The organism is Streptomyces fractus (assembly GCF_049844455.1).
GTDB lineage: Bacteria > Actinomycetota > Actinomycetes > Streptomycetales > Streptomycetaceae > Streptomyces > Streptomyces fractus.
The window spans coordinates 6519792-6538080 of the sequence record NZ_JBMYHI010000002.1 but is presented as its reverse complement, the minus strand read 5'-3'; the positions used below and the strand labels follow the sequence as shown (position 1 = coordinate 6538080).

Below are 18289 nucleotides of genomic sequence, written 5' to 3'. Positions count from 1 at the left end.
CGCCGCTGTGGCGGGCCCCTGCGCATTCTCTCAACCAGCGGATCAGTGGCGGATCAGTGGCCCGCGCCGACCTTCTCCTGCTGCTCACCGCTGTGCTCGGCCGGCGGGCCCTGGGGCTTGCGCGGCAGGAACAGGCCGGTGAGGACGGCGCTCAGGACGGCGACGCCCGCGCCGCACAGCGCGGTGATGTGCATGGCGTGCACGAAGGAGTCGTTCGCCGCCCCGACCAGGGCCTCGCCGCGCGGCCCGAGCTTCTCGGCGACGCCGAGCGTGGCCTCGATGGACGCGCCCGCGGCGTCGCGGAGCCCGGCGGGCAGCGGCAGCAGCTGGTCCGCGATCCCGTTCTTGTACGCCGTGGACAGCACGGAGCCGAGCACGGCGATGCCGAGCGCGCCGCCGACCTGCCGGAACGTATTGCTGAGCGCGGAGGCCGAGCCCGCCTTCTCGCGCGGCAGCGACTGCATGATGACGACGCTGGTCGGCGTCATGACGTGGGCCATGCCCGTACCCATGAAGAAGAAGATGATCTCCATGACCCACATCGGGCTGTCCTCGTCGAGCAGGGTGAACGCGGCGAGCATGGCCGCGAGCAGCAGTAGGCCACCGGTCGTGGTGACGCGGACGCCGAGCTTGTCGACGACGAGCCGGGCGCGCGGCGCGAAGATCAGCTGGGCGGCGGCGAGCGGCAGCAGGAACGCGCCGGTCTGCAACGGCGAGTAACCGCGCACGCTCTGGATGTAGAAGGACGCGAAGAACGTGACGCCCATCATCGCGAAGAAGACGAGCGCGATGCCCGCCATGGCGGCCGAGAACACCTTGTTCTTGAAGTAGTTGATGTCGAACGACGGGTGGTCGCTGCGCTTCTCGTACAGCACGAAGGCGACCAGGACGGCGAGGCCCGCGACGATCGTGGCGAGCACCTGGGCGCTGGTGAAGTCGCCCTCGTCGCCGCCCTTGATGATCCCGTAGACGAGCAGTACGAGGCCGACGACGGACAGCACGACGCCGACGAGGTCGACGCGGCCCGGCTTCGGGTCCTTGGAGTCGGGGACGAGCGCCAGCATCAGCGCGATGGCGATGATCACGATCGGCACGTTCACGAGGAAGACCGAGCCCCACCAGAAGTGGTCGAGGAGCAGTCCGCCGGTGATCGGTCCGATCGCGATGGCGAGGCCCACTCCGCCGGCCCAGATGCCGATGGCCTTCGGCTGCTCGTCCCGTTCGAAGACGTTCATCAGGACGGCGAGCGTGGCCGGCATGACGAAGGCGGCGCCGAGTCCCATCACCGCGCGGAACGCGATGAGCTGGACCGGCGTGCCGGACTCGGCGGCGAGCGCGGAGCCGAGACCGAAGACGACGAGGCCGCCGATGAGGACCTTCTTGCGGCCGATGCGGTCGCCGAGCAGCCCGGCCGTGAACAGCAGGCCCGCGAAGACGAGCGTGTACGCGTTGATGGCCCACTCGAGCTCGCTCTGCGAGGCACCGATGCCTACGGGCGCGGGGGTCGAGATCGTCTTGATCGCGACGTTCAGGATCGAGTTGTCGAGGACGACGATCAGCAGGCTCAGCATGAGCACGCCGAGGATCACCCAGCGACGGCGGTGCACGGACTCGGGTATGCGGGAACCCTGGGAGCCCTGAGAGGCGGCGGGAGTGGTCATGTGAACGACCCTAGACCCATTTCGATACGGAACCGTCTCGTATTGAAAGTCTGCCGGAAAGCCTTGCCGAGGCTTTACCGGAGCGCGAAGGGGCCTGGCGCGGGAGCGGCACGCGGTGCCACCATGGAGGCGATCCGGGGACGCCGTCAGGGCGCCTCGAGACGACATGAAGGAGCCGTTGCGATGACGCAACCCACAGAGCTTTCGGCTGCCCAGAAGTCCACCGCGCTGTACGGGGGCAAGGGCTCGCGGCGGGTCTCGGTCCGGGACATCGGCCTCGCCAAGGAGCGTGGCGAGAAGTGGCCCATGCTCACCGCCTACGACGCGATGACGGCGTCGGTCTTCGACGAGGCGGGCATCCCCGTGATGCTGGTCGGCGACTCGGCGGGCAACTGCCACCTCGGATACGAGACCACGGTGCCGGTGACGCTGGACCAGATGGTGCTGCTGTCGGCCGCGGTCGTACGGGGCACGTCCCGCGCCCTGATCGTCGGCGACCTCCCCTTCGGCTCGTACCAGGAGGGGCCCACGCAGGCGCTCCGCTCGGCGATGCGGCTGGTGAAGGAGGCCGGGGTCGGCGCGGTGAAGCTGGAGGGCGGCGAGCGCTCCCACGACCAGATCAAGCTGCTGGTCGACGCCGGGATCCCGGTCATGGCCCACATCGGCCTGACCCCGCAGTCGGTCAACACCCAGGGCTACCGGGTGCAGGGGCGCGGCGAGGAGGCGGCGCAGCAGTTGCTGCGCGACGCCAAGGCCGTCCAGGACGCGGGCGCGTTCGCGGTCGTCCTCGAACTGGTCCCCGCGGAGCTCGCGGCCGAGGTGACGCGGGTCCTGCACATCCCGACCGTCGGCATCGGCGCCGGGGCCGGCACGGACGCGCAGGTCCTGGTCTGGACGGACGCGCTCGGCCTCACCGGGGGCAAGATGCCGCGCTTCGTGAAGCAGTACGCGGATCTGCGCGGCGTGATGTCCGACGCGGCGAAGGCGTTTGCGGAGGACGTCATCGGCGGAACGTTCCCTCAGGAGGAGCACTCCGTCCACTAGGGTCCTTCTGACGGATCAGGCTGGACGCGGTGGGCCGCATCATTCGCCCCCGCGACCCCAGCAAGATCCGTCAGAAGGGCCCTGGCCCACCCGGTACGACCGCGGCCCGCCGAACTTCCCCCGTCGGCGGGCCGTGTCGTGTGCCGGACCCGTCGGCGGAATGTCGGCGACATATCGGCGGCGGCCGGGGGCTGTCGGTCGGGTGTCGGTGGATTGTCGGTGGCGGCTGGCACCTTGGTGGGCATGACGCGAATCGACAAGAACTCCGTGAGCGACCGCCCGGTCGCCGTGTCCGTGAGGGGACTGGTCAAGCACTACGGCGCGACCAAGGCCCTGGACGGCGTGGACCTGGACGTGCACGAGGGCACCGTGATGGGCGTCCTCGGTCCCAACGGCGCGGGCAAGACCACCCTCGTGCGCTGCCTGTCCACCCTGGTCACCCCCGACGCCGGCACGGCGATCGTGGCGGGCTACGACGCGGTGCGCCAGCCCCGCCAGCTGCGCCGCGTGATCGGCCTCACCGGCCAGTACGCCTCGGTCGACGAGAAGATCTCCGGCCGGGAGAACCTCTACATGATCGGGCGGCTGCTCGACCTGTCCCGCAAGGACGCCAAGGCCCGCGCGGACGCCCTGCTGGAGCGCTTCTCGCTCACGGACGCCGCGGGCCGCCCCGCGAAGACGTACTCCGGCGGTATGCGCCGCCGCCTCGACCTCGCGGCGTCGATGATCGGCCGCCCGCACGTCCTGTACCTGGACGAGCCGACGACCGGCCTCGACCCCCGTACCCGTAACGAGGTGTGGGACGAGGTGCAGAGCATGGTGCGCGACGGCGTCACCGTCCTGCTCACCACCCAGTACATGGAGGAGGCCGAGCAGCTGGCCTCCGAGCTCACCGTCATCGACCGCGGCCAGGTCATCGCCGCGGGCGGCATCGAGGAGCTGAAGGCGAAGGTCGGCGGCCGCACCCTGCGGATCCGCCCGGCCGACCCGATGGAGCTGAGCCCGCTGTCGCACGCGATAGACGACATGGGCATCACGGGCCTCGCCACCACCACCGTGGACACCGAGACCGGGGCCGTCCTGGTCCCCGTGCTCAGCGACGAGCAGCTCACCGCCGTGGTCGGCGCGGTCACCGCGCGCGGCATCACGATCGCCTCGATCGGCTCCGAACTGCCCAGCCTGGACGAGGTGTTCCTGTCCATCACCGGCCAGAAGGCCTCCGCCCCGGAGGACGCCAGGCCCGAACTCGAGGAGGCCGCCGTATGAGTGCCACCACCCTGACTCCCCCCGCGGTCTCCACGATCACCGTCGAGGCCGACCCCAAGATCGGCCTGCGCGGCCACCTGCGGCACACGGGCGCGCTGGTCCGCCGCAACCTCCTGTGGATCCGCAACGACCCGGAGTCGATGTTCGACGCGGTCCTCATGCCGATCGTCTTCACGCTCCTGTTCGTCTACGTCTTCGGCGGCTCGATCGGCGCCTCCATGGGCGGCGGCCAGGACGCGTACGTGCAGTACGTGATCCCCGGCATGATCGCGATGATGAGCATGAACATCGCGCAGGGCGTGGGAACCGGCTTCAACGAGGACTTCCACAAGGGCATCATGGACCGCTTCCGCACGCTGCCCATCGGGCGCGGATCGGTCCTCATGGCCAAGGTCTCCGTCGAACTGCTGCGACTGCTCGTCGCCACCACGATCCTGATGATCGTCGCGCTGCTCGTCGGCTTCGACATCACCAACTGGGTAGGGCTGCTCGCCGCGTTCGGCCTGACCGCGCTGTTCGGCTCCTCCATCATGTGGATCTTCCTGACGCTCGGCGTCACCATGAAGACCGCGCAGGCCGTGCAGGCCATGGGCTTCCTGGTGATGATGCCGCTGCAGTTCGGCTCGTCGATCTTCGCGCCGACCCAGTCGATGCCGGGCTGGCTTCAGTCCTTCACCGACTGGAACCCGATGTCGACGCTGGCCGACGCCTGCCGCGGACTGATGGTCGGCGGCCCCGCCGCCCACGACGTGTGGGTGACGGTCGCCTGGTCGCTGCTGCTCACGGCCGTCATGGCGCCGATCGCGATCCGCAAGTTCACCAAGCAGAGCTGAGCCGAGCCAGAGCGGATCGGATCGGACCGGACCGGACCGGACCGGACCCGGGCGAACGCTGTCGATTCGCGTCGGTCGTCAGCCGTCAGTCGTCCAACAGGGCGGTGGCCTCCTCCAAGGAGAGGCCACCGCCCTCCGCGTGTGCTTGGGCGTACGTCGCCGGGTCGACCAGCGCGCGGACCTCCGCCTCGGTGTCCGCGCGCCAATTACGTTCGAGGAGCGCGGGCTTGTGGCCTTCGGGCGTCGCCGCGTCGGCCGCGCCCATGAGCCGCGCGGCGGCCAACGCGTCGCCTTCCCGGCCGCGCTGGACGACGGCTCTGGCCGCCGTGCACAGATGGATGCCCACCAGTTGCGGCATGACGAGCGCGGACAGCGGGTCCCCCGCGATGACGAGGCAGCGCCGCGCGTTCACGATGGCGTCCTCGGTGCGCCGGTCGACGACGTCGATCATCGCCTCCATGCCGACGGTCATGCCGTAGAAGAAGCCGATCTGCGCCGTCTTGAACTCACCGCGCAGCAACGCCAGTTGCTCACGGGCCTCGACGGTGCGGCCGGTGAACGCGAGGTGGGAGACGAGGAAGAGGCGCGCCGCGGGCCGGGACTCGTTGGTGTGCCGGCGCCCGTCCTCGAGCGACTCCCACAGCATCGCCTCGCCGCCCTCGGTGTCCCCCTGCTCGATCCGCGCCTGGCCGAGCCTGACCTGGAGGATCGCGGCCTGGGCGTGGGCGCCCATGCTCTGCGCGAGCTCACGGGCGCGCGTGTAGTCGGCGGCGGCGCCCTCGAAGTCGCCGAGCTTCTCGCGCGCCTCGCCGCGCGCGGACAGCGCCTCCGCCGTCCCCCACTCGTCTCCGAGCCGGCTGAACAGGCTCAGCGACTCGTCGGCGTACGCGAGTCCTTCCTCGGCCCATTCGGTGCGGTTGGCGAACACGTTGGCCCGCATCTGGAGGACGAGTGCCAGCTCCCAGTCGTAGCCGAGTTCGCGGCAGGTGCGCGCGGAGACGGCGGCGAGCTCCTGCAACCGGTCCATGTCCCCGGTCATCAGGACGGCGAAGTACCAGATGTTGCCGGGCGGGCGGCAGGCCTGCGGGAGGTCGGCGCTGTATGTGTCGATGACGGCGCGGAGCCGGGCCTGGCCCTCCTCCGTCTGCCAGTGGTCCATCTCCATGTCCATGTAGCCGAGCCGGCACAGATGGACCTGGCGGCGCGCCTCTTCGAAGAGTTCGCCGGTCAGCGGGGGCGGGGTGTCGGTGCACCGCTGGAGCAGCGGCGGCGCGGGCCGCACGGGCCCGGCGAACGGGTCGGGGCCGAGCGCCGCGGCCTCCCCCGTCCACGTACGGGCGTCGATGCGCAGGTCCCGCATCTGCCAGAACCAGGCCAGGGACAGGACGAGGCTGAACGCCTCCTGCTCGTCACGGGCCGCGACCGCGTGCCGCAGGGCCGTGCGCAGATTCTCGTAGTCCCGCTCGATCCTGGCGATGGCCGCGCGCTGACCGCTGCCGCGGAGCAACGGGTCGGTGGTGCGGGCGAGTTCGCGGTAGTACGTGAGGTGGGCGCGCTCGGCGTCGGCGCGCTCCCCCGACTCGTCGAGGCGGTCGCCCGCGTACTCGGAGACGGTTTCGAGGAGGCGGTAGCGCATGTCGCCGCTGTCCTCCTCCGGGGCGGCGACCACGAGCGACTTGTCGACGAGGGAGGCCAGGGCGTCGAGCGCGTCCGGGCCGCAGACCGCTTCGGCGGCGGACAGGTCGCAGCCGCCGCTGAACACGGAGAGGCGGGCGAGGGTGGCGCGTTCGGGCTCGTCGAGCAGTTCCCACGACCAGTCGACGACCGCGCGGAGCGTCTGCTGGCGGGGCAGGGCGGTGCGGGCGCCGGAGGTGAGGAGGCGGAAGCGGTCGTCGAGGCGGTCGGCGATCTGGCGGGGCGTGAGCATCCTCAGCCGCGCTGCGGCGAGTTCGATGGCGAGCGGCAGGCCGTCGAGGCGGCGGCAGATCTCGCCTACCGCCTCCGGCGCCTCGTCCACGGTGAAACCGGGGCGCACGGCGGCGCCGCGCTCGCCGAAGAGCCGGTGGGCGTACGGCTCCGGGAGCGGCTCCACCGGATACAGCAACTCGCCCGGTACGCCGAGGGGTTCGCGGCTCGTGGCCAGGATCGTGACGCCGGGGCAGTGGGCGAGGAGGTCGTCGGCGAGGGCGGCGGCCGCGTCGACGACGTGCTCGCAGTTGTCGAGGATCAGCAGCAGCCGGCGGTCCGCGCAGTGCTCCACGAGGCGTACGAGGGGGTCGTCGCCCTGGCGCTCGCCCGCGACGCGGAGCTCTTCGGCGCCGGCGCCGCGCAGCACCGTCTCCCGGGCCCCGAGGGCGCTGACGACGGCCTCGGGCACGGCGGCCGGGTCACTGACCGGCGCCAACTCCGCGAGCCACACCCCGTCCGGGGCGGTGGGCAGGCCCTCCGCGGCCTCCTGACTCAGCCGCGTCTTGCCGGCGCCCCCGGGCCCGAGCAGGGTGACCAGTCGTACGCGGGTCAGGTCGGCACGGATCGCTTCGAGGTCCCCCGCCCTCCCGACGAACGAGGTGAGCCGGGCACGAAGATTGCCGGGCACATCAAGCCCCTGCGGCGGGTGGGCCAAATCAAGCCCCCGCGGCGGGTGGGCAAAATCAAGCCCGCCTTTGGGACGAGAGCCCGCGGGGTCCGGGGCGGAGCCCCGTGACGTAGGGGCGGACGGGGCCAGCAACTCCTCGTGCAGCGCCCGAAGTTCCGGCCCGGGATCCGCCCCCAACGTGTCCGCCAGCTCCCGCCGAACCCCTTCGTACGCCACCAACGCCTCCGCCGCCCGCCCCGCGGAGCGCAACGCCCGCAACCTCAGCACCTGAAGCGGCTCGTCCAACGGATGGGCGTCACAGAGCGCGGTGAGCTCCGGCAGGACCCCGTCCGCCCGACCGAGCACGAGCTGCGCGGCGATACGCGTGCGCCGCGCGTCGAGGTGCCGCGCGTCCCAGCGCGCCGCCTCCGACACCCGGTCCGGAAGATCCGCGAGGGCCGGACCGCGCCACAGCCCCAGCGCCTCGTCGAGCACATCGAGGGCCTTGGCCGCGTCACCGTCCGCGAAGGCCCGCACCCCGTCGCCCGTCAGCCGCTCGAAGCGAAAGGCGTCGACGTCGTCCGGGGAGGCGGCGAGCCGGTAGCCGCCGTCGGCCGACAGGACCGCCCCGGCCCCCAGGGCCCTGCGCAACCGCCCGACCAGCGCCTGCAACGCACCCGCCGCGTCCGCGGGCGGCTCCTCGCCCCACACCTCGTCGACGAGCAACGAGGCGGGCACCACGCGCCCCGCCCGCAGCGCGAGCACCGCAAGCAGGGCACGCAACCGCGCCCCGCCGACGGGAACGGCCGTGCCGTCGTCGCGGAGCGCCTGCGTGGTGCCGAGAATGCGGTAGCGCACGGACCTATTCTCCCCGCTGCCGTCGAGCCGCCGCGCCCGGTACCTGCCCGGACCGCTTCATCCCCCTACCTTGTCCGGAACTCCCGCGATACCGCGACACGTTTCCCGCATACAGCGAGTACGTTCGGTGAGCCAGCCGACCAGCCTGCCCCGGGAGTTCCACCCCATGACCACCGCCACCGCACGCCGCGGCGACAACAGAATCAGCCCCGTCTTCCTCGGCATCGCCGCGATCACGGCGGTGGCCGGCTGGGCGGTGTGGACGGGCTTCGCGTCCCAGCCGGGCTTCGCGGTGTTCCTGTTCGTGACGGGCGCCTGGGTCGTCTCACTGTGTCTGCACGAGTACGCGCACGCGCGCACGGCGCTGCACAGTGGCGACATCTCGATCGGCGCGAAAGGCTATCTCACACTCAACCCGCTGGCTTACACGCACGCCGTGCTCAGCATCGTGCTCCCCGTGCTCTTCGTGATCATGGGTGGCATCGGCCTGCCCGGCGGCGCCGTCTTCATCGAGCGGGGGCGGATCCGGGGGCGCTGGCGGCACAGCCTGATCTCGGCGGCGGGGCCGCTGACGAACGTGCTGTTCGCGATCGTGTGCACGGCGCCGTTCTGGCTGGACGCGCTGGACGGGGTGCCGGACACCTTCCGTTACGCGCTCGGGTTCCTCGCCCTGCTCCAGGTGACCGCGGCGATCCTGAACTTCCTGCCGGTGCCGGGGCTCGACGGGTACGGGGTCATCGAGCCCTGGCTGTCGCACAAGGTCCGGCGGCAGGTGGAGCCGTTCGCGCCGTTCGGTCTGCTCGCCGTGTTCGCCGTGCTGTGGATCCCGGAGATCAACCAGTGGTTCTTCGACCTGGTCGACTGGGTGCTCGGCGCGCTCGGCGTGCACGAGTGGGACACGTACTGGGGCCAGCAGTTCTACCGGTTCTGGCAGGGCACCCCGGAGATCCCGACGTTCACACAGTAGGCGCGGCCTCGGCCTGCGCCGCCTGCTTCTCGGCCTTCGCCTTGCGTGCGTAGAACCACGTCATGTTCGACGTGATGCCGGCGATCAGCACCCAGACGATCCCGAGGAAGCTGCCCTCGACGAAGGAGACCACGGCCGCAGCGACCGCGAGGGCGCAGACGACGAGGGCGAACAGTGCGATGCGGGGCATGGGGCTTCGGCTCCAGACGGCGGCACGACGGGTTGTACGCCGACCAGTGTCCACCATGCCCCGCGAGCGCCGGAAGGCACCCCGTACATGACGTACGTGGCTATACGTCCGTGACGCGCAGCCCCGCGTGTGCCTTGTAGCGGCGGTTCACCGAGATGAGGTTCGCGACCAGGGACTCGACCTGGTGGGCGTTGCGGAGGCGGCCCGAGAAGATGCCGCGCATGCCGGCGATGCGCCCGGCGAGCGCCTGGACGATCTCCACGTCGGCGCGCTCCTCGCCGAGGACCATGACGTCGGTGTCGATCTCGTCGACCTCCGGGTCGATGAGCAGCACGGCCGACAGGTGGTGGAAGGCGGCGGCGACCCGGGAGTCCGGGAGCAGCGCCGCGGCCTGTTCCGCCGCGCTGCCCTCCTCCGGCTTCAGGGCGTACGCGCCCTTCTTGTCGAAGCCGAGCGGGTTGACGCAGTCGACGACGAGTTTCCCGGCGAGGTCCTCGCGCAGGGCTTCGAGGGTGGCGCCGTGGCCGTCCCAGGGCACGGCGACGATCACGACGTCGCTGCGGCGGGCGCACTCGGCGTTGTCGGCGCCTTCGATGCCGAGGCCGAGTTCGTCGGCGGCGGACCGCGCGCGCTCGGCGGCTCGGGAGCCGAGGATCACCTTCTGGCCCGCACGGGCGAAGCGGTAGGCGAGGCCCTTGCCCTGGGGTCCGGTCCCGCCGAGTACGCCGACGACGAGTCCGGAGACGTCGGGCAGGTCCCAGGGGTCCTTCGCCGGGGCCTTCTGGCCGCTCGGGGTGCTCTGACTGCTATCGGTAGAGGTCATGCGGCGACCCTACTCAAGCGTATGCGCCTCGTACGGGCGGACTTCCCCCGAACGCGGCGAACGGGCGGGCCACTTGAGGCACCATGCCACCCCATGGACGCCGTACGAGTAGCACTGCTGCGCGAGGTACTCGCCGGGACCGAGTGGCCCTCCGCCACCCGCCGTTTCGCCGGGGCGCTGCGCTCCTCGGTGGCCGCGCACGGCGGCGGGCTCCTCCTCGTGGGTTCCCCGAGTTACGAGCCCTGGCATCTGGCGGCGCACCTGGTCGACGAGGCGGCCTGGTCCGGCACGCCCGAGCTGGCCCCCACCCTCGTACGGCACGCGGCGCGCCCGGACGATCCGGCGCATCTGGCCGTCGGCCTCGGCCGGCTCGAAGCGGCGCGGCGCGGCGAGACGCTCCTCGTGGTCACGCCGACCGAGCCGGGCGCTCCGCTGCTGGAGCGGGTGCATGACGCGCGCCGCGCGGGGGCGACGATCCTGGCGCTCGACGCGGAGGCCTCCGGCGGTGGGGATCTGCGTGCCATGGCCCACGACGGGCTGAGCGTTCCCGGCGACACGGACCTGGACCTGGACACGGTGCAGCATCTGGTCAGTGCGGCGGCCGGGGAGAACGCGACGGGCGCTCCGCGGGGGCGGCGGGGGTTTCGGGATCGGTTGTCGCGGCTTGCGGATCACTTGACCGCGCCGCCGCCCGCGCGGTGGTGATGTTGCGGTCACCCGCGCGGGGCTCTGCCCCGGACCCCGCGCCTCAATCGCCGGCGGGGCTTGAGATGCCCAATCGCCGGCGGGGCTTGAGAGGCTCAATCGTCGGCGGGGCTGTCCCTGTTCCACTTGGGGTCGGAATCCCACTCCAGGTTTCGTTCCCTCGCCGTCTCCATGGCGTGTTGTGCCTCCTCGCGGGAGGCGTAGGGGCCGAAGCGGTCCTTGTTGGGGCACTCCGGGCCCTCTTCGACCTTCTTGTGCTCCAGGCAGTAGTACCACTCGCCCGGCTTTCCGACGGTTCGCTTCTTGAACAGCGCCACGGCGGCTCCTCTCGTCTCCGCCATGCTCCCCCACGCGCGCTCGTTACACTCGCTGGCATGTCTGGCCAGTCGCAAGCTTCGCCCACCCTGCTCGTTCCGGGGGAGATCTCCCCCACCCGTTCCGTGCCCGGGAACATCCGGCGCCCCGAATACGTCGGCAAGCCCGCGCCGACGCCGTACACGGGCCCCGAGGTGCAGACCCCGGAGACCGTCGAGGCCATGCGGGTCGCCGGGCGGATCGCGGCGCGGGCCATGGCGGAGGCGGCGAAGGCGATCGCCCCGGGTGTCACCACGGACGAGTTGGACCGGATCGCGCACGAGTACATGTGCGACCACGGCGCGTACCCGTCGACGCTCGGCTACCGCGGCTTCCAGAAGTCGCTGTGCACGAGCGTCAACGAGGTCATCTGCCACGGCATCCCGGACTCGACCGTCCTGAAGGACGGCGACATCATCAACCTCGACGTCACCGCGTACATCGGCGGCGTGCACGGCGACAACAACGCCACGTACCTGGTGGGCGACGTCGACGAGGAGTCCCGTCTCCTCGTCGAGCGGACCCGCGAGTCCCTGAACCGCGCGATCAAGGCCGTCAAGCCGGGGCGCCAGATCAACATCATCGGCCGGGTCATCGAGTCGTACGCCAAGCGCTTCGGCTACGGGGTGGTGCGCGACTTCACGGGTCACGGCATCAACTCGTCCTTCCACAGCGGCCTGATCGTCCCGCACTACGACTCCCCGCAGGCCACGACCGTGATCCAGCCCGGCATGACGTTCACGATCGAGCCGATGCTCACGCTCGGCACGTACGAGTACGACATGTGGGAGGACGGCTGGACGGTCGTCACGAAGGACCGCAAGCGGACCGCGCAGTTCGAGCACACGCTGGTCGTCACGGAGAGTGGCACGGAGATCCTCACGCTGCCGTAGCGACCTCCCGGGCCCCCGGTTCTCCATGCCTTCGACCTTCGGTTTTTTGGATTTACGTTCCCTTGATCGGGTCACTGGGTACGCTTTTACCGACAGCTTGTCGGCAACCCGGAGGCTCCATGGACACCCCGTTCTCCACGCTGATCCGCACCGCCTCGCACGAGCAGCACACGGAGGCGGAGACGTCGTCGTTCATGGGGGATCTGCTCGGCGGGCGGCTCGGCGTGGACGCGTACGCGCGGTACACGGAGCAACTGTGGTTCGTGTACCGGGCACTTGAGGACGACGCGCGGCGGCTCGCCGGCGATCCGGTGGCCGGGCCCTTCATCCGGCCGGAGCTGCTGCGCGTACCGGAGCTGGAGCGCGACCTCGCGCATCTGCGGGGCCCGGACTGGCGGGAGACCGTCTCCGCGCTGCCGCAGACGCGGGCGTACGCGGAGCGGGTCGCGGAGTGTGCGGCGTCCTGGCCGGCCGGGTATGTGGCGCACCACTACACGCGCTATCTGGGCGATCTCTCGGGTGGGCAGATCATCCGGGACAAGGCGGAGAGGACGTGGGGGTTCGCGCGCAAGGGGGACGGCGTGCGGTTCTACGTTTTCGAGGGGATCGCCAACCCCGCGGCGTTCAAGCGCCATTACCGCGAGCTTCTTGACGCCATCGCGGTGGACGAGTTGGAGAAGCAGAGGGTGGTGGCGGAGTGCAAGGCGGCGTTCGCCTTGAATACCGGGGTGTTCCGGGGGCTGGGCGAGGAGTTTCGGTCGGCCGCGTAACCCTTTGGGCCGTGCCGTGGTTGACGCCGCGGGGCTCCACCCCGGACCCCGCGGGCTCTCGTTCGAAAAGCGGGGCTTCAGATGCCCCAGCTCACCCGGCCGCCCACCTCGATCAGGCCGCCCGGCTGCGGTGCCGTCAGGATCTGGGAGCCGCGGCCCTGGCGGATGTTCAGTGCCCGGTCGAGGCGGCCGGTCAGTGCCAGCGCGGCCGCTCCCGTGGCCTCGTCCTCCACGATGCCGTCGCCGCGGCCGGGGAAGGCGCGGGCCCTGACCCGGCCCGCCGCCTCGTCCTCCCAGGCCCACGCGTAGATCCACTCACCCTCCGGAGGGACCGGCAGCGCGTCGACCTCGGCGGCCGAGTCGTACTGCCGCAGCGTGCGCCCGGGCGCCCACTCCGCGCGCGCCTCGATCCAGCTGAACTCGCCGTCCAGGCGCGCCCCGACGACGCCCGCGGGCACGACGAGTTCCGGCACGTCGAGCAGCCAGGCCGTGCCGACGCAAGGGTGTCCGGCGAACGGCAGGCGCGCGGTCGGCGTGTAGATGTCGATGACGCCGCGCTCGGGGTCGTCGACGAAGACGGTCTCGCTGAAGCCCAACTTGGCGGCGAAGGCCTGTCGTTCGCCCCTGTCGGGCAGGCGGGAGCCGTCGCGGACGACGCCCAGCGCGTTGCCCTCCCGGCCGCCAGGGGCGCAGAAGACGCGCACCACGTCGTACTCGATGCCGTACTCGTTCATGGCGGCAGTCAACCACGGGACATCCGGAGCTTGACGATCCCTTGACTCTTCCCTGACTTGCCCATGGGCGGTACTGAGGTAAGCCTCATATAAGTTAGGTCGGCCTTAGTTGCCCCTGTTCCTGTGCACCCCCTGTACCGCTGCTGTACGCCTTGGAGCCCGCATGCGAGCCGCCCGACTCACCCTGTCCACCGCTGTCGCCGCGGTGGCCGCCCTGACCGCGGTCACGGGGTGCACCCAGAAAAGCGACGCGAAGAGCGCCGGTTCCGGTGCGATCAAGGTGACCGCCGACGACGACAGCTGCAAGGTGTCGAAGAAGCAGTTCCCGGCGGGGCACGTGGAGTTGGCGGTCGAGAACAAGGGGTCCCGGGTCACCGAGGTCGAGATCCTCTTCCCGGACGACCGGATCGTCTCCGAGCGCGAGAACATCGGCCCCGGCACCAGGCACAGCCTCACCGCCGAGGTGAAGAGCGGCGACTACCGCATCGCCTGCATCCCCGGCATGAAGGGCAAGGGCCACCGCCAGGACGTGCAGGTGACCGGCGGCAAGGCGACGGTGAAGCGGGACCCGCGGCTCGACGCCGCCGTCGCCACCTACCGCCAGTACACGCAGGCGCAGGCCGACGAGACGCTACCGAAGGTGAAGACGTTCACCGACGCCGTCCGCGACGGCGACCTGGAGGCCGCCAAGAAGGCGTACGCCCCCTCCCGTATCGGCTGGGAGCGCACCGAGCCGGTCGCCGAGTCGTTCGGTGACATCGACCCGAAGGTCGACGTGCGGGCCGACGGCCTCGAAGAGGGCCAGAAGTGGACCGGCTGGCACCGCCTGGAGAAGGCGCTGTGGCAGGACAAGAAGATCGGGAAGACGGAGAAGGGGCTCGCGGACCAGCTCGACAAGGACCTCAAGGACTGGCAGCAGCGCGTCGGCAAGGCGGAGATCACGCCCACCTCCATGGCCAACGGCGCCAAGGAACTGCTCGACGAGGTCGCCACCGGCAAGGTCACCGGCGAGGAGGAGCGCTACTCGCACACCGACCTCGTCGACTTCAAGGGCAACGTCGAGGGCGCCGAGAAGGCGTACGACCTGCTGAAGCCGGTCGCGGCGAAGAACGACGCCGCGCTGACCAAGGAGTTGGACAAGCAGTTCGCGGCGCTGGACAAGCTGCTCGACAAGTACCGCGAGGGCAAGCAGGGCTACGAGTTCACCTCCTACGACAAGGTCGGCAAGGCGGACCAGAAGGAGCTGTCCGACGCGGTCAACGCGCTGGCGGAGCCCCTGTCGAAGCTGGCCGCCGCGGTCGTCAAGTAGCCGAGAACGTGAATACGCACCACGAGGAGAGGGCCGCCATGGCGGACGACGTGACCTCCAGCTCCCCCGACTCCCCCAGCTCCCCCAACTCTCCTTCGCCTTCCCGGCGTTCCCTGCTCGCCGTCGGCGGCGCGGGGCTCGCGCTCGGCGCAGCGGCAGCGGGCGGCGCCGTCGCCCTGACCCGGTCGGCCGACGGCTCGGACATGCAGCCGGCGGGTGAGGCGGGCGGCTCGGTGCCGTTCCACGGGGCGCACCAGGCGGGGATCGCCACGGCGGTCCAGGACCGGCTGCACTTCGCGGCGTTCGACGTGAAGACGGCCGACCGCGAGGAGTTCGTGCAGCTCCTGAAGGACTGGACGAAGGCCGCCGCGCGGATGACCGAGGGGCGCACCGTCGGCGAGGGCGCGTACGGCGGGCTCGTCGAGGCGCCGCCGGACGACACCGGCGAGGCGCTGGGGCTCCAGCCGTCCCGGCTCACGCTGACGATCGGCTTCGGGCCCTCCCTCTTCGAGAAGCACGGAAAGGCCCTCGGCATCGCCGACAAGCGGCCGGAGGCGCTCGTCGACCTGCCCAGGTTCCCCGGCGAGAACCTGGAGAAGACCCGCAGCGGCGGCGATCTGTGCGTACAGGCCTGCGCCGACGACCCGCAGGTCGCCGTGCACGCCATCCGCAATCTCGCCCGCATCGGCATGGGCAAGGTCGCCATCCGCTGGTCCCAACTCGGCTTCGGCAAGACCTCGTCGACGACTCCGGACGCGCAGACCCCCCGTAACCTGCTGGGCTTCAAGGACGGCACCCGCAACATCGCGGGCACCGAGAAGGACCGCCTCGCCGAGCACGTGTGGGTGGATTCTCCGGGCGACGGTGCCGACTGGATGAAGGGCGGCTCATACCTGGTCGCCCGCCGGATCCGGATGAACATCGAGACCTGGGACCGTACGTCGCTTCAGGAGCAGGAGGACGTGTTCGGCCGGGACAAGGGCGAGGGCGCCCCGGTCGGCAAGGCGAAGGAGCGCGACGAGCCGTTCCTGAAGGCGATGAAGCCGACCGCGCACGTGCGGCTCGCGCACCCCGACTCCAATCACGGGGCGACGCTGCTGCGGCGCGGCTACTCGTTCACCGACGGCACGGACGGGCTCGGCCGGCTTGACGCGGGCCTGTTCTTCCTCGCGTACCAGAAGGACATACGCAAGGGGTTCATCCCGGTGCAGCGGAATCTCGCGACGGACGCGCTCAACGAGTACATCCAGCACGTCGGTTCGGCGGTGTTCGCGGTGCCGCCCGGAGTGCGGGACGGCAGTGACTGGTGGGGCCGCGGCCTCTTCGAGCAGAAGCAGACCCAGAAGCAGAAGGGCGCGTGAGACGCGATGTTCGCGAACTACCTGATCGGGCTGCGTGAGGGTCTGGAAGCCAGCCTCATCGTCTGCATCCTCGTCGCCTACTTGGTGAAGACGGAGCGCCGGGACGCCCTGAAGCCGGTGTGGGCGGGGGTCGGCGTCGCGATCCTGGTGTCGCTCGGGTTCGGCGCGGGCCTGGAGTTCGGCTCGCAGGAACTGACATTCCAGGCGCAGGAGGCGCTCGGCGGCTCGCTGTCGATCATCGCCGTCGGCCTGGTGACGTGGATGGTGTTCTGGATGCGGCGCACGGCCCGGCACCTGAAGACGGAGCTGCACGGAAAGCTGGACAGCGCCCTGCAGATGGGCACGGCGGCCCTCGTCGTGACGGCGTTCCTCGCGGTGGGCCGCGAGGGGCTCGAGACGTCCCTGTTCGTGTGGACGGCGGTGCACGCCACCAGCAACGGCACGACGGACCCGGTGATCGGCGCGCTCCTCGGCCTCGCCACGGCGGTCGTCCTCGGCTGGCTGTTCTACCGGGGCGCGCTGCGCATCAACCTGGCGAAGTTCTTCACGTGGACGGGCGGCATGCTGGTCGTCGTGGCTGCGGGCGTCCTCGCGTACGGCTTCCACGACCTCCAGGAGGCCGATTTCGTCGGCGGCCTCAACAACCTGGCCTTCGACATCAGTTCGACGATCTCCCCGGACGGCTGGCTCGGCACGCTCCTGAAGGGTGTCTTCAACTTCCAGCCCGACCCGACGGTCCTTCAGGTCACCGTCTGGTTCGTCTATCTTGTCCCCACTCTCGCCCTGTTCTTCGCGCCTCCCGGGCTGTTCTCCCGCAGGGTCGCGGCAGTGCGGGCCTCCTCTTCCCGGTAGGGTTCGGGCCCGTGCATGGGGCCGGGGAGCGGAAGGTGAATCGAACGTCATGAGCGAGGCCAGGAACAGGATCGGCCGACCGGTCGCAGCGGCGGCGGCCGCGGTCGTGCTGTCCCTCACCGCGAGCGGCTGTGTCACCGTGCACGGCGAGCTGGAGATCGTCCCGACGACCACGAAGGGACAGGCGGCGCGCGCCGTCGACACCTTCGTGGACGCGTACAACGAGGCGGACAGGACGTACGACGCCGATGCCGACGCCAAGCACGTCACCGGGGCGCTCGGCGCGATCGACGCCGCGAAGCTGAAGGCTGGCCGCGCGCTCAATCCGAACGGCAACCCGAAGCACTCGCCGCTGAAGCTCACCGACACGAAGATCACGGTGCCGAAGAAGGCGGGCTGGCCGCGCTGGTTCGTGACGAACTCGGACAACAACCGGGTCAACGGCTACCGCTGGGTCATGGTCTTCACCCGCAACGCCGAGAACGCGCCGTGGGCGGTCTCGTACCTCTCCCTGTTCCGGGACGGCACGGTCCCCAAGTTCAAGCAGGACAAGGACGGTTGGGGCGAGTCCGTCGACCCCGACGCGTCGGGTCTCGCGCAGCGTCCGCAGGACATGGGCAAGCAGTACATCCAGTACCTCAAGAAGGGCGGGGACGACTACGCCCCCGGCCCGCACACGACGCGCTGGCGGCAGACCCGCGAAAAAATCGGCACGCGCCCCGGCCTCACCACGCAGTTCATCGACGAGCCCCTCGCCTCGGGCGACTTCGCACCCGTGGCCCTGCGCACCGAGAACGGCGGCGCCCTCGTCTTCTTCACGACCCGCCGCTACGAGAAGCTGACCGCGTTCCCCGGCAGCAACCTCCCCGCGATCGGCGCGGACGTGAAGGCGCTGATGAAGGGCGAGCCCAAGCAGTCGGCGATGTACGGCTACGTCTCGGGCCAGGCGGCGATCGACCCTCCGGGGGGAGCGGGGAAGGTGAATGTGGTGTCCCGAGTGGAGGGCATCACGACGGCCGAGGGCAGCTGACGGGCGACCGGTGTTGCGGTCTCGGGGCTCTGCCCCGGACCCCGCTGCTCAATCGCCGCAGGGG

17 protein-coding genes are annotated in these 18289 nt (G+C 70.7%); 11 read left to right on the top strand and 6 right to left on the bottom strand.

Annotation, left to right across the window (positions count from 1 at the left end; genetic code table 11):
- Positions 1-53: 53 nt before the first annotated feature.
- Positions 54-1661, bottom strand: a complete 1608-nt coding sequence (locus ACP4E5_RS31580) for an MFS transporter (protein ID WP_425834609.1) — start codon at positions 1659-1661, stop codon at positions 54-56.
- A 183-nt stretch (positions 1662-1844) separates the two neighbouring features.
- Here ACP4E5_RS31580 and panB point away from each other — a divergent pair, with 183 nt between their 5' ends.
- From panB to ACP4E5_RS31565, 3 genes are all read left to right on the top strand, one after another.
- Positions 1845-2705 (top strand): 3-methyl-2-oxobutanoate hydroxymethyltransferase, encoded by an 861-nt coding sequence (gene panB / locus ACP4E5_RS31575; RefSeq protein WP_425834607.1) that lies wholly within the window; start codon positions 1845-1847, stop codon positions 2703-2705.
- A 243-nt stretch (positions 2706-2948) separates the two neighbouring features.
- On the top strand, positions 2949-3971 hold the full coding sequence (locus ACP4E5_RS31570) for an ATP-binding cassette domain-containing protein (RefSeq protein WP_425834605.1): 1023 nt from the start codon (positions 2949-2951) through the stop codon (positions 3969-3971).
- A complete protein-coding gene (locus tag ACP4E5_RS31565) occupies positions 3968-4804 on the top strand; it encodes an ABC transporter permease (protein ID WP_425834603.1) in 837 nt (278 codons plus the stop codon). Before ACP4E5_RS31570 ends, ACP4E5_RS31565 begins: the two co-directional genes overlap by 4 nt.
- Before the next feature lie 85 nt (positions 4805-4889).
- Here ACP4E5_RS31565 and ACP4E5_RS31560 read toward each other — a convergent pair whose 3' ends face one another.
- Positions 4890-8237, bottom strand: coding sequence for an AfsR/SARP family transcriptional regulator (locus ACP4E5_RS31560; protein ID WP_425834601.1), 3348 nt, complete (start codon positions 8235-8237; stop codon positions 4890-4892).
- A gap of 166 nt (positions 8238-8403) precedes the next feature.
- Between ACP4E5_RS31560 and ACP4E5_RS31555 the strand changes: the two genes are divergently transcribed.
- A complete protein-coding gene (locus tag ACP4E5_RS31555; RefSeq protein WP_425834599.1) occupies positions 8404-9204 on the top strand; it encodes a site-2 protease family protein in 801 nt (266 codons plus the stop codon).
- On the opposite strand, the gene ACP4E5_RS31550 is transcribed toward ACP4E5_RS31555, so the two are convergent.
- On the bottom strand, positions 9194-9394 hold the full coding sequence (locus ACP4E5_RS31550) for a hypothetical protein (protein ID WP_425834597.1): 201 nt from the start codon (positions 9392-9394) through the stop codon (positions 9194-9196). The genes ACP4E5_RS31555 and ACP4E5_RS31550 overlap by 11 nt on opposite strands.
- 100 nt (positions 9395-9494) lie before the next feature.
- Positions 9495-10217 carry an NADPH-dependent F420 reductase gene (gene npdG / locus ACP4E5_RS31545; protein WP_425834595.1) on the bottom strand — a complete coding sequence of 241 codons (723 nt, stop codon included), beginning with the start codon at positions 10215-10217 and terminating at the stop codon, positions 9495-9497.
- A gap of 93 nt (positions 10218-10310) precedes the next feature.
- Here npdG and ACP4E5_RS31540 point away from each other — a divergent pair, with 93 nt between their 5' ends.
- On the top strand, positions 10311-10922 hold the full coding sequence (locus tag ACP4E5_RS31540) for a hypothetical protein (protein WP_425834593.1): 612 nt from the start codon (positions 10311-10313) through the stop codon (positions 10920-10922).
- Positions 10923-11017: 95 nt separating this feature from the next.
- Here ACP4E5_RS31540 and ACP4E5_RS31535 read toward each other — a convergent pair whose 3' ends face one another.
- Positions 11018-11239 carry a hypothetical protein gene (locus ACP4E5_RS31535; protein WP_425841791.1) on the bottom strand — a complete coding sequence of 74 codons (222 nt, stop codon included), beginning with the start codon at positions 11237-11239 and terminating at the stop codon, positions 11018-11020.
- A 57-nt stretch (positions 11240-11296) separates the two neighbouring features.
- On the opposite strand from ACP4E5_RS31535, the gene map reads away from it, so the two are divergent.
- Positions 11297-12169 carry a type I methionyl aminopeptidase gene (map, locus tag ACP4E5_RS31530; protein ID WP_425834591.1) on the top strand — a complete coding sequence of 291 codons (873 nt, stop codon included), beginning with the start codon at positions 11297-11299 and terminating at the stop codon, positions 12167-12169.
- A gap of 119 nt (positions 12170-12288) precedes the next feature.
- Complete coding sequence (locus tag ACP4E5_RS31525) at positions 12289-12939, top strand: biliverdin-producing heme oxygenase (RefSeq protein ID WP_425834589.1); 651 nt, start codon at positions 12289-12291, stop codon at positions 12937-12939.
- A gap of 77 nt (positions 12940-13016) precedes the next feature.
- Here the strand turns inward: ACP4E5_RS31525 and ACP4E5_RS31520 are convergent, their stop codons facing one another.
- Positions 13017-13673, bottom strand: a complete 657-nt coding sequence (locus ACP4E5_RS31520; RefSeq protein ID WP_425834587.1) for a PhzF family phenazine biosynthesis protein — start codon at positions 13671-13673, stop codon at positions 13017-13019.
- A 163-nt stretch (positions 13674-13836) separates the two neighbouring features.
- Here ACP4E5_RS31520 and efeO point away from each other — a divergent pair, with 163 nt between their 5' ends.
- Genes efeO through ACP4E5_RS31500 form a run of 4 tightly spaced genes read left to right on the top strand, consistent with a single transcriptional unit; the run spans position 13837 to position 18225 of the window.
- A complete protein-coding gene (gene efeO / locus ACP4E5_RS31515) occupies positions 13837-14982 on the top strand; it encodes an iron uptake system protein EfeO (RefSeq protein WP_425834585.1) in 1146 nt (381 codons plus the stop codon).
- Positions 14983-15020: 38 nt separating this feature from the next.
- Positions 15021-16343, top strand: coding sequence for an iron uptake transporter deferrochelatase/peroxidase subunit (efeB, locus tag ACP4E5_RS31510; RefSeq protein WP_425834583.1), 1323 nt, complete (start codon positions 15021-15023; stop codon positions 16341-16343).
- 6 nt (positions 16344-16349) lie between these two features.
- Entirely contained in the window at positions 16350-17195 is an 846-nt protein-coding gene (gene efeU, locus ACP4E5_RS31505) for an iron uptake transporter permease EfeU (protein ID WP_425834581.1), read from the top strand.
- 49 nt (positions 17196-17244) lie between these two features.
- Entirely contained in the window at positions 17245-18225 is a 981-nt protein-coding gene (locus tag ACP4E5_RS31500; RefSeq protein ID WP_425834579.1) for an SCO2278 family lipoprotein, read from the top strand.
- Positions 18226-18289 lie beyond the last annotated feature (64 nt).

Coding starts and splice junctions, on each gene's coding strand:
- ACP4E5_RS31580 (WP_425834609.1), bottom strand. CDS start 1,661: ATGACCACTCCCGCCGCCTCTCAGGGCTCCCAGGGTTCCCGCATACCC.
- map (WP_425834591.1), top strand. CDS start 11,297: ATGTCTGGCCAGTCGCAAGCTTCGCCCACCCTGCTCGTTCCGGGGGAG.
- efeU (WP_425834581.1), top strand. CDS start 16,350: ATGTTCGCGAACTACCTGATCGGGCTGCGTGAGGGTCTGGAAGCCAGC.
- ACP4E5_RS31525 (WP_425834589.1), top strand. CDS start 12,289: ATGGACACCCCGTTCTCCACGCTGATCCGCACCGCCTCGCACGAGCAG.
- npdG (WP_425834595.1), bottom strand. CDS start 10,217: ATGACCTCTACCGATAGCAGTCAGAGCACCCCGAGCGGCCAGAAGGCC.
- ACP4E5_RS31520 (WP_425834587.1), bottom strand. CDS start 13,673: ATGAACGAGTACGGCATCGAGTACGACGTGGTGCGCGTCTTCTGCGCC.
- ACP4E5_RS31570 (WP_425834605.1), top strand. CDS start 2,949: ATGACGCGAATCGACAAGAACTCCGTGAGCGACCGCCCGGTCGCCGTG.
- efeB (WP_425834583.1), top strand. CDS start 15,021: ATGGCGGACGACGTGACCTCCAGCTCCCCCGACTCCCCCAGCTCCCCC.
- ACP4E5_RS31500 (WP_425834579.1), top strand. CDS start 17,245: ATGAGCGAGGCCAGGAACAGGATCGGCCGACCGGTCGCAGCGGCGGCG.
- ACP4E5_RS31555 (WP_425834599.1), top strand. CDS start 8,404: ATGACCACCGCCACCGCACGCCGCGGCGACAACAGAATCAGCCCCGTC.
- ACP4E5_RS31565 (WP_425834603.1), top strand. CDS start 3,968: ATGAGTGCCACCACCCTGACTCCCCCCGCGGTCTCCACGATCACCGTC.
- efeO (WP_425834585.1), top strand. CDS start 13,837: ATGCGAGCCGCCCGACTCACCCTGTCCACCGCTGTCGCCGCGGTGGCC.
- ACP4E5_RS31540 (WP_425834593.1), top strand. CDS start 10,311: ATGGACGCCGTACGAGTAGCACTGCTGCGCGAGGTACTCGCCGGGACC.
- ACP4E5_RS31550 (WP_425834597.1), bottom strand. CDS start 9,394: ATGCCCCGCATCGCACTGTTCGCCCTCGTCGTCTGCGCCCTCGCGGTC.
- panB (WP_425834607.1), top strand. CDS start 1,845: ATGACGCAACCCACAGAGCTTTCGGCTGCCCAGAAGTCCACCGCGCTG.